This window comes from Pseudovibrio sp. W74 (genome assembly GCF_001623085.1).
Classification (GTDB): domain Bacteria; phylum Pseudomonadota; class Alphaproteobacteria; order Rhizobiales; family Stappiaceae; genus Pseudovibrio.
In genome coordinates this window covers 151,913-165,396 of the sequence record NZ_LMCJ01000064.1, presented here as the reverse complement: position 1 = coordinate 165,396, position 13,484 = coordinate 151,913, and the positions used below count along the sequence as shown (strand labels likewise).

The 13,484-nt window shown below is 49.5% G+C and carries 10 protein-coding genes; 8 read left to right on the top strand and 2 right to left on the bottom strand.

What is annotated here, in order from left to right:
- Positions 1 to 197: 197 nt before the first annotated feature.
- The 3 genes from PsW74_RS27790 (at position 198) to PsW74_RS27780 (ending at position 4,417) form a co-directional block, all read left to right on the top strand.
- Positions 198 to 2,066, top strand: coding sequence for an ABC transporter ATP-binding protein (locus PsW74_RS27790; RefSeq protein ID WP_208988196.1), 1,869 nt, complete (start codon positions 198 to 200; stop codon positions 2,064 to 2,066).
- A gap of 89 nt (positions 2,067 to 2,155) precedes the next feature.
- Positions 2,156 to 3,634, top strand: coding sequence for an aldehyde dehydrogenase family protein (locus PsW74_RS27785; protein ID WP_063286880.1), 1,479 nt, complete (start codon positions 2,156 to 2,158; stop codon positions 3,632 to 3,634).
- 30 nt (positions 3,635 to 3,664) lie between these two features.
- Complete coding sequence (locus PsW74_RS27780; RefSeq protein ID WP_063286881.1) at positions 3,665 to 4,417, top strand: SDR family oxidoreductase; 753 nt, start codon at positions 3,665 to 3,667, stop codon at positions 4,415 to 4,417.
- 18 nt (positions 4,418 to 4,435) lie between these two features.
- On the opposite strand, the gene PsW74_RS27775 is transcribed toward PsW74_RS27780, so the two are convergent.
- Positions 4,436 to 5,719 carry a diguanylate cyclase gene (locus PsW74_RS27775; protein ID WP_063286882.1) on the bottom strand — a complete coding sequence of 428 codons (1,284 nt, stop codon included), beginning with the start codon at positions 5,717 to 5,719 and terminating at the stop codon, positions 4,436 to 4,438.
- 463 nt (positions 5,720 to 6,182) lie between these two features.
- Positions 6,183 to 7,583: a glutamine synthetase family protein gene (locus PsW74_RS27770; RefSeq protein ID WP_063286883.1), complete on the bottom strand. Its 1,401-nt coding sequence runs from the start codon at positions 7,581 to 7,583 to the stop codon at positions 6,183 to 6,185.
- Between the two features lie 720 nt (positions 7,584 to 8,303).
- On the opposite strand from PsW74_RS27770, the gene PsW74_RS27765 reads away from it, so the two are divergent.
- The 5 genes from PsW74_RS27765 to PsW74_RS27745 all read left to right on the top strand — a co-directional run bounded on the left by PsW74_RS27765 (position 8,304) and on the right by PsW74_RS27745 (position 13,470).
- Positions 8,304 to 9,395 (top strand): polyamine ABC transporter substrate-binding protein, encoded by a 1,092-nt coding sequence (locus PsW74_RS27765; RefSeq protein WP_063286884.1) that lies wholly within the window; start codon positions 8,304 to 8,306, stop codon positions 9,393 to 9,395.
- Positions 9,396 to 9,469: 74 nt separating this feature from the next.
- Positions 9,470 to 10,639 (top strand): ABC transporter ATP-binding protein, encoded by a 1,170-nt coding sequence (locus PsW74_RS27760; protein WP_057460980.1) that lies wholly within the window; start codon positions 9,470 to 9,472, stop codon positions 10,637 to 10,639.
- Between the two features lie 10 nt (positions 10,640 to 10,649).
- Positions 10,650 to 11,651: an ABC transporter permease subunit gene (locus PsW74_RS27755; RefSeq protein WP_063286885.1), complete on the top strand. Its 1,002-nt coding sequence runs from the start codon at positions 10,650 to 10,652 to the stop codon at positions 11,649 to 11,651.
- Entirely contained in the window at positions 11,651 to 12,472 is an 822-nt protein-coding gene (locus PsW74_RS27750; RefSeq protein WP_063286886.1) for an ABC transporter permease, read from the top strand. The genes PsW74_RS27755 and PsW74_RS27750 overlap by 1 nt, the downstream gene beginning before the upstream one ends.
- 302 nt (positions 12,473 to 12,774) lie before the next feature.
- Positions 12,775 to 13,470 carry a CoA transferase subunit A gene (locus tag PsW74_RS27745; protein WP_057460977.1) on the top strand — a complete coding sequence of 232 codons (696 nt, stop codon included), beginning with the start codon at positions 12,775 to 12,777 and terminating at the stop codon, positions 13,468 to 13,470.
- Positions 13,471 to 13,484: the final 14 nt, after the last annotated feature.

Genomic DNA, 13,484 nt, shown 5'->3' with positions numbered 1-13,484 from the left:
AACAATACATAAAATTAGAAAAATCTAATATAGATATAATGCATTGAATTTAATAAGGTAAAATAAGCGTTGTGCTAGAACTTGCACAAAATGACACAGTCTCGAGTTCAAATTTGAGTAGATGAATTCTTCTGGGTTTTCACAAGCCGAGTCGCGCGATAGTCTAAGTGTTCTCTTTTTGTCTCCCGGAGCAGACCGTGCTGAATGCGCTTTATCAGTGGGCAACCAATCATGTTGACCCATTTGCCAAAAATCATATGGAATGGGAGAGCAAGACGCATTTACAACAACTGCGTTCTCTCGTGTTTATCTTTCCAAAGCACACTCTGGTTCTATTGCTGGTGGTGCTGGTCGAAACCATTCTGACTGTCTTCCTGCTGTCATTTGTTGGCTTCCTGATTGATCAGATGGAAGCGAGTGGACCAGAGCTGTTCTGGCAGCAGAATATGTGGCTGATTGTGACTGCTGCGGTCGCATTTCTTATTGCAAAGCCAGTATTTTCAATTGCTTATGAAGTTCTGATTTCACTGACACTTCACGTTAATATTCTCACCTCATCGCGTGTCACGTTCTTTGATCGACTACTCAATCAGGACATGACGTTCTTTCAAAAGGAGTTTGCGGGAAACCTTGCCAGTAAAACTTTTGGAGGTGGGCGCGAAGTTGCAGAACTGTTCTGGGCAGGGATTGGAATTGTCATCCCAAACTTTTTCTTTGCAGGGTCGCTCCTGATCGCCTTGTCATGGCTGCATTGGTATCTTGGGGTAGTCATGCTTATCTGGATCGGATTGTTTGCTGTCCTTGCGTATATCCGCGTGCCAATCATTCGCGATGCTTCAAAAGAAGGAGCAGATATCGCTCATGCCGTGAATGGTTCTGTTGTTGACGTTTACTCCAACATTCAGACTGTGAAACTCTTTCAGGGTAATGATCGTGCGCTTGGCCATTTCACAAGTCAGCTCAGAGGTTTCAAAGAGGCAATAGTTAGGTTTCGCTCCACAGTGGTTACATCACGGATGCTTGTTGCACTCGTCGGAGCATGTGGTCTTGCTGCATTTACGGGCCTAAGTCTTGCGTTGTGGCATCAACAGGCAATCACAACAGGTGAAGTTGCAATCGTCCTTGGTTTTGCCATTCGCCTGGAAGGCAAACTGCTGGAAATATTTGCTCAGTTAACCGGCCTTTTCCGCTCATATGGCTCATTTAAATCCACCGCCAGAACCATGGAGCACTCGCTTGGCCTTGTTGACGATTCTGAGGCCAAGAACTTTCACTATGAGAAGGGTCTTATTGAGTTCAACAATGTCGACTTTGCCTACGGCCAGCAAACCGCGATTGTGAAAGGTCTGAATTTCATCATCCAACCCGGTGAGAAGGTAGGTATCGTCGGTCACTCAGGTGCTGGCAAATCAACCGTCGTGAATCTGCTGCTGCGCATGTATGACGTTGAAGGTGGAGCGATCACCATTGATCATCAGGATCTGCGAAGTGTCACGCAGGAATCTCTACGTGTAGAAATCGGGTTGGTGACACAGGATACCTCGTTGTTTCATAGGTCTATTTTCGACAACATCTCGCTTGGAAAAGATGATGTCGAGATGGAGGATGTTCGCGAAGCTGCCCGCCGAGCGCATGCTTTGGAGTTCATTGAGGCACTGGAAGACAACAAAGGCCGAAAAGGCTTTGAGGCATTCGTAGGTGAACGTGGCATCAAACTATCCGGTGGGCAGCGCCAACGGATTGCATTGGCCCGTGTGTTCCTGAAAAATCCACCAATCCTGATACTGGATGAAGCAACCTCGGCGTTGGATACCAAGCTGGATGCGGATATTCAGGAGATCCTGAATGATGTGATGAAGGACAAAACCACCCTCGCTATCGCCCATCGTCTGACCACGGTTGCCAGAATGGACAGGCTGATCGTGATGGACAAAGGGCAGATTGTTGAAGCCGGAACGCATGCGGAATTACTGGCGAAAGACGGGATATATGCAGAGCTGTGGCACAATCAGTTTTATGGAGTAAAGAGTTCAGCAACAGATTTGACACCAACAGAAACCCAGTAAAACTCCCCCAAGAAGAGAATTGCGCCGCCCTCTTACATGAACTAGCGTTTGGATGACCAGCACAAAGCTTATCATCCGAGGGGGGCGGTATGACAGAGTTTAGCGCGACACTTAATTCTCAGAATTTGAAAATATACAGATCAATTATCAATGGCTTACAGTGTGATGCATCCTCTGGAGAAACCATTGATATGATCTGCCCAAGCACGGGCTTGCCATACGCAACGATTCCTCGGTGTACTGCATCTGATGTCGGGAAAGCGGTTTCTTCTGCAAGAACAGCGCTCACCTCAAAGGAATGGGCTTCGCTATCTGCGGGGCAACGCGGAGAGCGTTTACTAAGGTTTGCGGAGTTGATTTCGCAAAACCGGGACCATCTGGCAGAGCTTGAGGCACGTGACACCGGTAAACCCTTAAGCCAGGGCTACGGGGACATCGATGCTGCCGCCCAGTACTTCCAATTTTATGGTGGAGCGGCTGACAAAATCACAGGAGATACGCTACCGATTGCGGTTGATTATCTCGCAATGACAGTTCGCGAGCCGCATGGCGTCGTTGCCTCCATCGTGCCATGGAACTACCCCATGCAAATTTTCGCGCGCGTTGCAGGAGCAGCGTTAGCCATGGGCAATACACTGGTCGTCAAACCCTCCGAAGATGCCTGCTTATCCATTATTGAAACAGCCAATCTTGCAGTTGAAGCTGGTTTTCCAGCTGGAACACTCAACGTTTTAACAGGTTTAGGAGAAGAGGCTGGAGCTGCGCTCTCCTACAATCCTGAGGTAGATTTCATCACCTTCACCGGATCGCCGGATGTGGGGACTCTGATCCAATCCGCAGCCGCTCGCAATCATATCGGGTGTACATTGGAACTTGGCGGTAAGTCCCCGCAAATAATCTTCGAAGATGCTGATCTGAACAAAGCACTACCTGTCATTCAGGACTGCATCTTGAAGAATGGCGGTCAAACCTGTTCTGCTGGATCGCGTGTTCTGGTGCATCAAAGTCGTTGGGAAGAGACAGTTGATACACTCAGAACCGCCTTTAGAAACACTGTCTCAGGCCAATACAAAGATAATCTAGATCTCGGACCATTGATTAACGCCAGCCAACTCCGCCGTGTAAACGCTTTCTGTGAGCAGGCGGAAACAGACGGCATTCCGCTGATTGGGGAAGGTACAATCGCCCCGGATGCGCCGACAGAGGGCTATTACACCACAGCAAAAGTCTATGGTCCGGTTCCAACAGATCACTCACTTGCGCTGGACGAAGTCTTTGGCCCGGTTCTCTCGCTCATTCCGTTTAGAACGGAAGAAGAAGCTGTTCGCATTGCCAATGGTACTCCCTACGGGCTCGTAGCCGGCATTTGGACCAAGGACATCGCAAGAGCAACGCGTGTTGCCAAAGCCATCCGATCCGGCCAGGTCTTCGTAAACACCTACGGCGCAGGTGGAGGGGTTGAACTGCCATTTGGTGGGGTCAAGAAATCTGGTCACGGCAGGGAAAAAGGCTTTGAAGCACTTAAAGAATTCTCTGTTCTGAAGACCATTGTTGTCAGTCACGCTTAAGGCGGACTTTCACACGTGGGGAGGAAAAGCGTGTCAGGACGATTGGAAGGAAAAACTGCGATAATCACGGGTGGTGCAGCTGGTTTTGGGGAAGGCATCGCTCAAAAATACGCGCAAGAAGGGGCAGCGGTCATCATCGCTGATCTCGATGGAGTTGCAGCAAGAAATCTTGCAGACGCAATCGGTGACACAGCACATGCCATCGAGACAGACGTGACCGTGCGCTCCGATGTGAAAGCGATGGTTGCTTATGCAATTGAGAAAACTGGGCGGCTGGATGTCGTCGTCAACAACGCTGGCTACACCCACCGCAACTGCCCTTTAGCACAGGTAGATGAAAACAATTTTGACCGCATCCTAGAGGTGAATGCCAAAGCCATCTATCTGACAACGCTTGAAGCTTTGCCTGAGCTGGAAAGACAGGGCGGTGGTGTCATCATCAACACCGCGTCCACGGCGGGCATCCGTCCTCGTCCCGGGCTCACTTGGTACAATGCCTCCAAGGGCTGGGTCATCACAGCGACCAAATCCATGGCGGTCGAGCTTGCTCCTCACAACATTCGCGTCAACGCTTTATGTCCAGTGGCCGGAGAAACCGGCATGCTGGAACTCTTCATGGGAGAAGACACCCCAGAAAAGCGCCAGCAGTTTCGTGACAGCATTCCTTTGGGGCGTTTCTCTAAACCAGAAGACATTGCAAACGCAGCACTCTGGCTTGCTTCAGATGAAGCTCAGTTTATCACCGGTGTAGCTTTGGAAGTCGACGGAGGTAGGACAATCTGACGGCAGGGTGCCGTCAGACTACATGGCATCAAGAGTGGTTGCAGAAGACGTTACAATGCGGTTGCGGCCAGATTTCTTGGCTCTGTACAGGCAACGGTCTGCAACCCTGAGAGCGCTCGCCAGTGAGTTCTCAGTACCCGCTGAAAGCCCGACGCTGATCGTTGGTGCAAACGTATGCTCGTCGTTCCCGGGATCTGTGACCGGCATGGAACTTCTGAGCTCAGAGAGAAACTGCTTGGATGTGGGCTCATCGATATCAGGCAGTGCAACGCAGAACTCGTCTCCGCCAATTCGAATGGCGACGCTTCTTGGCGGCAGGAGATCCGAAATGCGATGCGCGACAGAGATAATCAGGTTGTCTCCGGTTTCATGGCCAAACTTGTCATTGATCTGCTTAAAGCGGTCAATGTCGATCATGGCATATCGCATCTCCTTGCCAGCGAGCATCTGGTCTTTATGAAGCTTATCGACGACGTTGTAGAGGTGGCGACGGTTAAACAGGCCTGTCATCGGATCACGATGAGCCATCTCGGTCAGTTCACTTATGCGGTCCAACTGATTGAGGTTCTGCGAAACGCGCAGCATCAGCTCCTCAGGTGTGCACGCCTTGTTCAGGAAGTCGTTAGCACCGGATTTCAGAAACTTCGCAGTAAGGGCTGGGTCATCTGTTGCTGAGATTCCGATGACTGCCAAAGTACTAAAGCTATGCCTCCGTCGGATCTGCGTCATGACTTCAAAGCCAGTCGCACCCGGCAGCAAATGATCAATGATCAGCAACTTGATATCAGGGTTTTGCTTGAGTGTTTCCAACGCTTCTTCGCCGGAAGTAGCCGTGATCACTTGAAGGCAATAGAGCTGAAGCCGCTTCTTTAACAACGCCAGTGCATGCGAGGAATCGTCCACGATCAATACTTTGGTGCTGAGGTTCCTATCGACGCGATTGACCAACTCACCAAGGTAACCAAGGCTCGCAGGAGAATCCTTGAGGACGTAATCTACAATCCCCTTCTTCAGAATTGATCGTCGGGTACCCTGGTCAAAACGCCCCGAGAACACGATTGTCGGCAGTCCGGCGTCGATAGTCAGATCTACAACCTCACCATCCGGCGCGTCTGGAAGCGTCAGATCAACAAGAGCAAGGAATGGCTTTACCTTACCTTCTTCTAAAATAGTTTTTGCCTGAGCATACGTTTTCGCTGTCGTGACATGATAATGCCCCGCACGCTCAATCTCGCTTTCAGTTACGCGAGCAAAGAAATTGGCATCTTCAACGAGAAGAATGCTCTTTTTCTGATCTGGCATGTGATGTCCTCAAAAACCAGCAAATGCGATTTAAATTGCGTTTGCAACCTATTAACCGCCATCAATAGCCTCGAATATGGTTTGTAATAAACAACATTTGAAATGTATTTAAAATTAGGCATAAAGTTGTGATAAAATTAAATAAAATCAAAAATTGCATGATAGACTAGGAATTCTGAAATTAAATACCCAGTGAATTCAAAAATATGTAAGTATAATTTCGTATAATCTCACATTTTTGTGATGTTTTGACGAAAATTCGATCCGCATATGTATTTGTAATTAGTTAAATTCGAAATATAAATCGGTTTAAATTAAGTTCCCTGGAAGTATCTCTTAAGAACTATGCTGTGACTGGCTCTAGTAAATATTATGAAAGTTAAAATTGCTGGACATCATCCACTCAACTAAGGGGTGTGGTATCCACAGTTTCGCGTGAAAGTCACACCCCATCCAGTGGGAATCAGACGTTCATCAGCAGGTATTCTCGTTCCCAGGCGCTGATAACGGACATAAAGGTCTCGTACTCTTCAAGTTTGATGGCCCGATATGTGGCAACAAACTGTTCGCCGAAAATCTCCAGCAAATCATCGTCTGCTTCAAACTCATCAACGGCATGAAGTAATGTACGCGGAAGTTTGCTCATAACCTCACTGTTGTCGGTATCTCTCGGCTTATCAGGCTCAATCCTTTTTTTGATACCCAGGTATCCGGCGGCAAGGCTGGAAGCGATAACGAGATACGGATTGGCATCAGACCCCGGCACCCGGTTTTCTAACCGTCGCGCATCCGGAGACGAACTAGGAACACGAAGCCCCACAGTGCGGTTGTCGTAGCCCCAGAATAGGTTGGTTGGAGACCCGCTATCGCGCGCGAAACGGCGGTAGGAGTTCACATAAGGCGCCATAATCGGCATTAAAGCGGGCATGTAACGCTGATGCCCACCAATAAAATGATAGAAGGCAGGCGTTGCCTCATTATCTGCACTGTTGAAGATGTTCTGTCCTGTCTCCCGGTCAAGGATAGACTGATGAATATGCATAGATGACCCTGGCTGAGAGGACATCGCCTTGGCCATGAAGGTGGCGTAAATGTTATGACGCAACGCGGCCTCGCGGATGGTGCGTTTGAACATAAACGCCTGATCCGCCAGCTCCAGAGGGTGGCCGTGTCTCAAGTTGATTTCCATCTGAGCAGCACCCTCTTCATGAATAAGGGTGTCGATTTCTAGTCCTTGAGCCTCAGAGAGATCATAGATGTCGTCAATCAACTCGTCGAACTCATTGAGAGCGGAGATTGAATAAGATTGCCTGCCAACTTCAGGGCGACCAGAACGACCAACTGGAGGTTCCAGCGGATAATCGGGATCGGTATTGGGCTTAACCAGATAGAATTCCACCTCAGGGGCGATAATTGGTTGCCAGCCCTCAGCATCATAAAGCTCAAGAACGCGCTTTAGAACATTGCGCGGAGCAATCGGGAAGGGCTTCCCATCCTTGGTGAAAGCATCATGCAGGAGCTGAGCTGTTGGGTCAGTCTCCCAAGGGACAATGGTCAGCGTTGAATAATCGGGCTTGAAATAAAGGTCGCCATCCGTCGGATTATATTGAAACCGATCATCATCCTCAGGGTAATCGCCAGAAATAGTCTGGGCGAAAATAGAGGAGGGCATTGTCAGCGTGTTGCTGCTGAAAAACTTGTTTGTCGGCATCATCTTGCCGCGTGGTACCCCGGCAACGTCAGGTACAACACACTCAATATCTCCAATGTTCCGGGCTTGCAGCCAGATGCGGGCTTCTTCAAGGTCGCTCACACCGCGCATATTAAGCGCCGCTTCATCATCCGGATTAATTTCAGAACTCATAGGACTTCCAATTGGGTTTGCTACCAAATGTTCGTGGCAGCGTTTCACTCATGAAAAGTAATTCAGCTCTTTGCGGCTGCTATAAGATCCAGCTTGCTTCTGGTTGGGGTAGTAGTCTAGCAGAGGTCTGCTCAAGTCGGAAACTATGTTGTTTTGTGGAAGTTTAATTGTACCTTCTCTTTAATCGTTCCGAGTGTGTAATTACGCCTAACTCTAACAAAATTACAATGCTTACTTAAGGTGATAATGTGGTCATCTAAGCCAGCCTACAGCATTGAGAACTGGTTGTTTTCTTGAATTTTGGATGATGAATAAGAGCCAACAATGTCTGATGACACTCTGTGGCTTCTTTCAGGTTCCCAGCACAGTTGAAGACACTTCAGATAGCGGACCGTTGACCAGACGGCAGTGATGAAGAAGTTTCTAGTGCTTCTGAGATTAAAGTCGGAATCATTGTTCTCAATAAAACCTTTGATTCTAGCCAACAGCTTCTGGACACGGGTTAAGGCTGCACACTAGAAACCCTGATAGTGTTGAGAGAACCTGAGAGCTGGGTGCCTGAGACACCCAACGAACCTACGGCATTCCTGTAAAATATTGGGTTGGAATGTAGGCCGAAATTAATCTGCCACCAGAAGGATATACCATGGCGGCTATATGCAGAGGCTCGCTTCGCCAAGGTGCTTTGAGCCCCTGTGTTTGAGATTGGAGTATTTGAGAATGAAAACCGTAATTTTGCTATCGGGAGCAGCAGCGCTGGTTCTCTCTTTGTCTGCCGCCAATGCTAAGGATCGTATTGTAAATGTCTACAATTGGTCCGACTACGTTGATGCGCAGGTTCTCAAAGACTTCGAGAACGAGACCGGTATCACTGTGAACTACGATACCTTTGATTCCAATGAGGTTTTGGAAACAAAGCTGCTGACTGGCAAGACTGGCTATGACGTGGTTGTCCCAAGTGCAACCTTCCTTCAGCGTCAGATTCAGGCAGGCGTCTATCAGAAGCTCGACAAGGACAAACTTCCAAATCTCAAGCACATGGATCCACTTCTGCAAGAGCGTACTGAAGTGTTCGATCCAGGCAATGAGTTCTCCGTCAACTACATGTGGGGCACCTCTGGCTATGGGGTAAATGAGGAAAAGGTGCGTGTACTCAATCCTGACGCTCCAATCGGCAGTTGGGATTTGTTGTTTGACGTTGAAGAGCTCTCAAAAATCGCAGGGTGTGGTGTATATGTGATGGATGAGCCGGATGAAATGTTCCCGGCTGCGCTGCATTACCTGGGTCTAAACCCAGATTCCAACAATCCGAAAGACATTCGAGCGGCTGGCGAACTTCTGGAAACGATCCGCCCTTACATTCGCAAATTCCATAATTCTGAGTTTGTAAACGGCCTTGCCAACGGTGACATCTGCTTGGCTTACGGTTGGTCTGGCGATGTGCTGCAGGCGGCAGACCGCGCTGCAGAGGCTGACAAGGGTGTTGAGGTCACCTACATCCTGCCGAACGAAGGTGCCCAGATGTGGTTTGACCAGATCGCAGTTCCCGCTGATGCAGAGCACGTTGAAGAAGCGCATGAGTTCATCAACTACCTGATGCGCCCGGAAGTGATCGCCAAAATGTCGGATTATGTCTACTACGCCAACGGCAACAAAGACGCGACAGTTTTGGTGGATGAAGAAGTGACTTCAAATCCAAATATCTACCCCACAGATGAGGTGAAACAGCGCCTCTACACCATCGGTGCCAAGCCGCTCAAAGCACAGCGCTTGATGAACCGAACCTTCACAACTGTCAAAACCGGTCACTAAAAACTATAGGCCTGCAAGCGTAGGGTTGCTCCGTGAGATGCAATCCTACCTTGAACCACTGACCAAGCAGGCCATTGAAAAGGATTGGAGTATTGGCGAAGAAACCGCTTGGCCCCGTACGTCGTGCATTTTCACCTTGGGACGACCCGAGCGAGCAGCCTTTTATTGAATTTCGGAATATCACCAAGCGTTTTGGCAATTTTGTTGCCGTTGATAATCTTTCTCTCAAAATCTACAAGCGTGAGTTCCATGCCCTGCTGGGCGGGTCTGGGTGCGGTAAAACCACTTTGATGAGAATGCTTGCAGGGTTTGAAGCTCCATCTGAAGGTCAGATTTTTCTGGAAGGGCGAGACCTCGCCGGCGTGCCGCCATATAAGCGCCCGGTCAACATGATGTTCCAGTCCTACGCGCTCTTCCCGCACATGAACGTCGAAAAGAACATCGCCTTTGGCTTGGAAATGGACGGATTGCCTTCCAGGGAGATCAAAAGCAGAGTCATGGAGATGCTTAGTCTGGTCAAGCTGGAAGGATTTGCCAAACGCAAGCCGCACCAGTTGTCCGGTGGTCAGCGCCAACGTGTTGCACTCGCGAGATCCCTCGCCAAACGCCCCAAAGTGCTCCTCCTCGATGAACCTCTTGCTGCGCTCGATAAGAAGCTTCGTGAGGAAACCCAGCTGGAACTGATCAATCTGCAAGAACAACTGCGGATGACGTTTCTGATCGTGACCCATGATCAGGAAGAAGCGATGACCGTGGCAGATCGCATCTCGGTTATGGATAAGGGCAAGATCCTTCAAAATGCGACACCGGGAGAAATCTACGAGCAACCCAACTCCCGATTTGTGGCGGAATTCATTGGTGACATCAACGTACTGGACGGGCAAGTCACCAATAAGGAACTTGAGGACGTCAAGATGTTCTCATCTGTTCTGGGTAGCCATTTGGATGTTTGCTATCCAACCTCTGCAAACGTGGGCGACCACGCTGCTCTAGCCATCCGTCCGGAAAAGATGCGTATCTCCTTCGATAAACCAGATCGCTTAGGCACTAATGCTATTCAAGGAGAAGTCTGGGATATCGCCTACATGGGCGACGTGTCCATCTATCATATCAAAGTGGCTGAGACAGAGACGCTGCGGGCGATTGTTGCCAATACAGCACGGCTGGTTGAAAGACCGATCACTTGGGAAGATCAGGTCTGGCTGTCATGGGACAGCGACGCCGGCGTGATCTTGACACGATGAGAGGTGGCAAATGACTGACCCCAACCTCTCATCAACCGACCTCATGAGATCAGAAACGATCCCACCGCCACGTCATGAACTTCAGGCACCGGAGAACTCACCGACCAATCCAACTGGAAAATGGGGCCGCTTCGCACTCATCTGTGTGCCATACGTCTGGCTACTGCTCTTCTTCCTTGTTCCGTTTGTGATTGTTGCAAAGATCTCGTTGTCTGAAGCAGCCGTTTCAATTCCGCCTTACTTGCCGGTAATCGATTGGGGAAGGGGGTTGCTTGGACTTTGGGAAGCTGCGCAGCGCTGGTCGCTAGATAATTACATCTGGCTAACAGAGGATGACCTCTACTGGCGCGCCTATGTCTCTAGCCTGCAAATAGCTTTCATATCTACATTGCTGACCTTGCTCATTGGCTTCCCTCTTGCTTACGGCATGGCTAGGGCACCAAGAAGCTGGCAACCAACGCTGGTAATGATGGTCATCCTGCCGTTTTGGACCAGTTTTTTGATCCGGGTCTATGCGTGGATCGGCATCTTGAAAACTGATGGCCTGCTCAATCAGGCACTGATCACGATCGGTGTCATTAATGAGCCTCTGGTTATCCTCAACACCAGCATCGCCGTCTACATTGGCATTATCTATTCTTACCTGCCTTTCATGGTCCTCCCGCTCTATTCTTCCTTAGAGAAACTGGACACGACCCTGATAGAAGCTGCAGAGGATCTGGGTTGTCCACCCTGGAAGACCTTCTGGCGGGTAACAGTCCCTCTTGCCATGCCCGGCGTGATTGCAGGGTGTTTCCTCGTCTTCATTCCAGCCGTAGGAGAGTTCGTCATTCCCGACCTGTTGGGAGGCTCATCAACACTGATGATCGGGAAAACCCTATGGGTTGAGTTCTTCTCCAACAGGGACTGGCCAGTTGCGTCCGCGGTGGCAATTGTTCTTCTGGTATTGCTTGTGATTCCAATCTTGCTGTTTCAGCGGCACGAGACCCGACGCAACGAAGGGGACGTGTAATGCCGTCAAAACCGAGTTGGTTTAATCTCACATCACTGGTTTTGGGGTTCAGCTTCCTCTACTTGCCCATCGTCATTCTGATTGTTTTTTCCTTCAATGAATCTCGGTTGGTCACGGTTTGGGCCGGTTTCTCCACCAAGTGGTATGCATCCTTGCTGCAAAACGAACAGCTGTTGGAAGCTGCGTGGGTTACATTTCGTATCGGCCTCACATCAGCAACTCTTGCAACTGTTCTTGGCACATTGGCTGCGCTGGTCTTAGCCCGGCAAGGACGCTTCTTCGGACGGACTTTGTTCTCGGGGATGATCTACGCACCACTTGTGATGCCAGAAGTCATCCTCGGGTTGTCATTGCTGCTTCTGTTTGTGGCTATTGATCAAAATCGCGGTTTTTGGACGATCATGATTGCCCACACCACATTCTCCATGTGCTACGTGGCGATTGTCGTGCAATCCCGCCTTTCTGGATTTGACCGCTCCTTAGAGGAGGCTGCAATGGATCTGGGCTGTCCTCCTGTCAGAACATTCTTCCGCATCACCCTCCCTCAGATCCTGCCAGGAGTGCTCGCAGGTTGGATGCTGGCATTCACATTGTCACTGGATGACTTAGTAATTGCGAGCTTTAATTCCGGACCCGGATCAACCACTTTGCCTATGAAGATTTATTCTCAGGTGAGATTAGGTGTGACGCCAGAAATCAATGCTATTTGCACGATACTGGTCGTTATCGTGACGATTGGCGTCATCTTGGCATCTCTCCTCACCAAAAGGCAGAGGTTCAAGCGCATGGAAGAAGAGCGACTCGCAGCAGCTCATCTTTAAGAATTTTCATGGGTCTGAGTGTTACATTCTAAAAAATTGTGCACCGCAAACACTCATTCCTCCCAGCTTTGTGGTTTTCACCTCAATAAATAGTCGCTCTCTGTACAAAGAGCACTTGGCGAGGACATAAAACACAGCTATCAACATTGCTGTCGCTATACCTATTTTCCCTAGGAGGGAACGGCAGGATGCTGATCCGGATGGAGGGTCAGGTCCCATTGCCAGCATGAAAAGGCGGTATTGCTTGCGTTCTGGAGAATGAGAAGCGTGAGTTCTACCAACTCATGTATTGGGAGTTTATAATGAATAAAGTTTATCCAAGTGCTGCCGCTGCTCTGGAAGGACTTACCTTTGATGGCATGACCGTCATGGCAGGTGGGTTTGGTCTCTGTGGCATTCCTGAAAACCTGATTATTGCGCTGCGAGATTCTGGTGCGAAAGACCTGACCGCCATCTCTAACAACGCAGGCGTTGATGACTTCGGTCTGGGCCTGCTGTTGCAGACGCGCCAGATCAAGAAGATGGTGTCGTCTTACGTTGGCGAAAACGCAACTTTCGAGCGTCAGTATCTGGATGGTGATCTTGAGCTGGAATTCAACCCTCAAGGTACCCTTGCTGAACGCATCCGTGCTGGTGGTGCAGGCATCCCGGGCTTCTACACCAAAACCGGTGTTGGCACCCTGATTGCTGAAGGCAAAGAGCACAAAGACTTTAACGGTGATACCTACATCATGGAAACCGGTTTGGTTTCAGACGTAGCTCTCGTGAGTGCATGGAAAGCTGACAAAGAAGGCAACCTGATCTTCCGTAAGACAGCGCGCAACTTCAATCCGGTCATGGCAACAGCTGGCAAGACCACTGTCGTAGAAGTTGAAGAGCTCGTCGAGATCGGTGAGCTGGATGCGGATCAGATCCATACTCCAGGTATCTTTGTTGACCGCATCGTTGTTGGCACATTTGAAAAGCGCATCGAGCAGCGCACTACGCGCGAAGCTTAAGGGAGGGCAGTAAT

Bases quoted from the DNA above. Each gene is read 5' to 3' on its own strand.
- PsW74_RS27785 (WP_063286880.1), top strand. From the start codon at position 2,156: ATGACAGAGTTTAGCGCGACACTTAATTCTCAGAATTTGAAAATATAC.
- PsW74_RS27775 (WP_063286882.1), bottom strand. From the start codon at position 5,719: ATGCCAGATCAGAAAAAGAGCATTCTTCTCGTTGAAGATGCCAATTTC.
- PsW74_RS27770 (WP_063286883.1), bottom strand. From the start codon at position 7,583: ATGAGTTCTGAAATTAATCCGGATGATGAAGCGGCGCTTAATATGCGC.
- PsW74_RS27765 (WP_063286884.1), top strand. From the start codon at position 8,304: ATGAAAACCGTAATTTTGCTATCGGGAGCAGCAGCGCTGGTTCTCTCT.
- PsW74_RS27755 (WP_063286885.1), top strand. From the start codon at position 10,650: ATGACTGACCCCAACCTCTCATCAACCGACCTCATGAGATCAGAAACG.
- PsW74_RS27750 (WP_063286886.1), top strand. From the start codon at position 11,651: ATGCCGTCAAAACCGAGTTGGTTTAATCTCACATCACTGGTTTTGGGG.
- PsW74_RS27745 (WP_057460977.1), top strand. From the start codon at position 12,775: ATGAATAAAGTTTATCCAAGTGCTGCCGCTGCTCTGGAAGGACTTACC.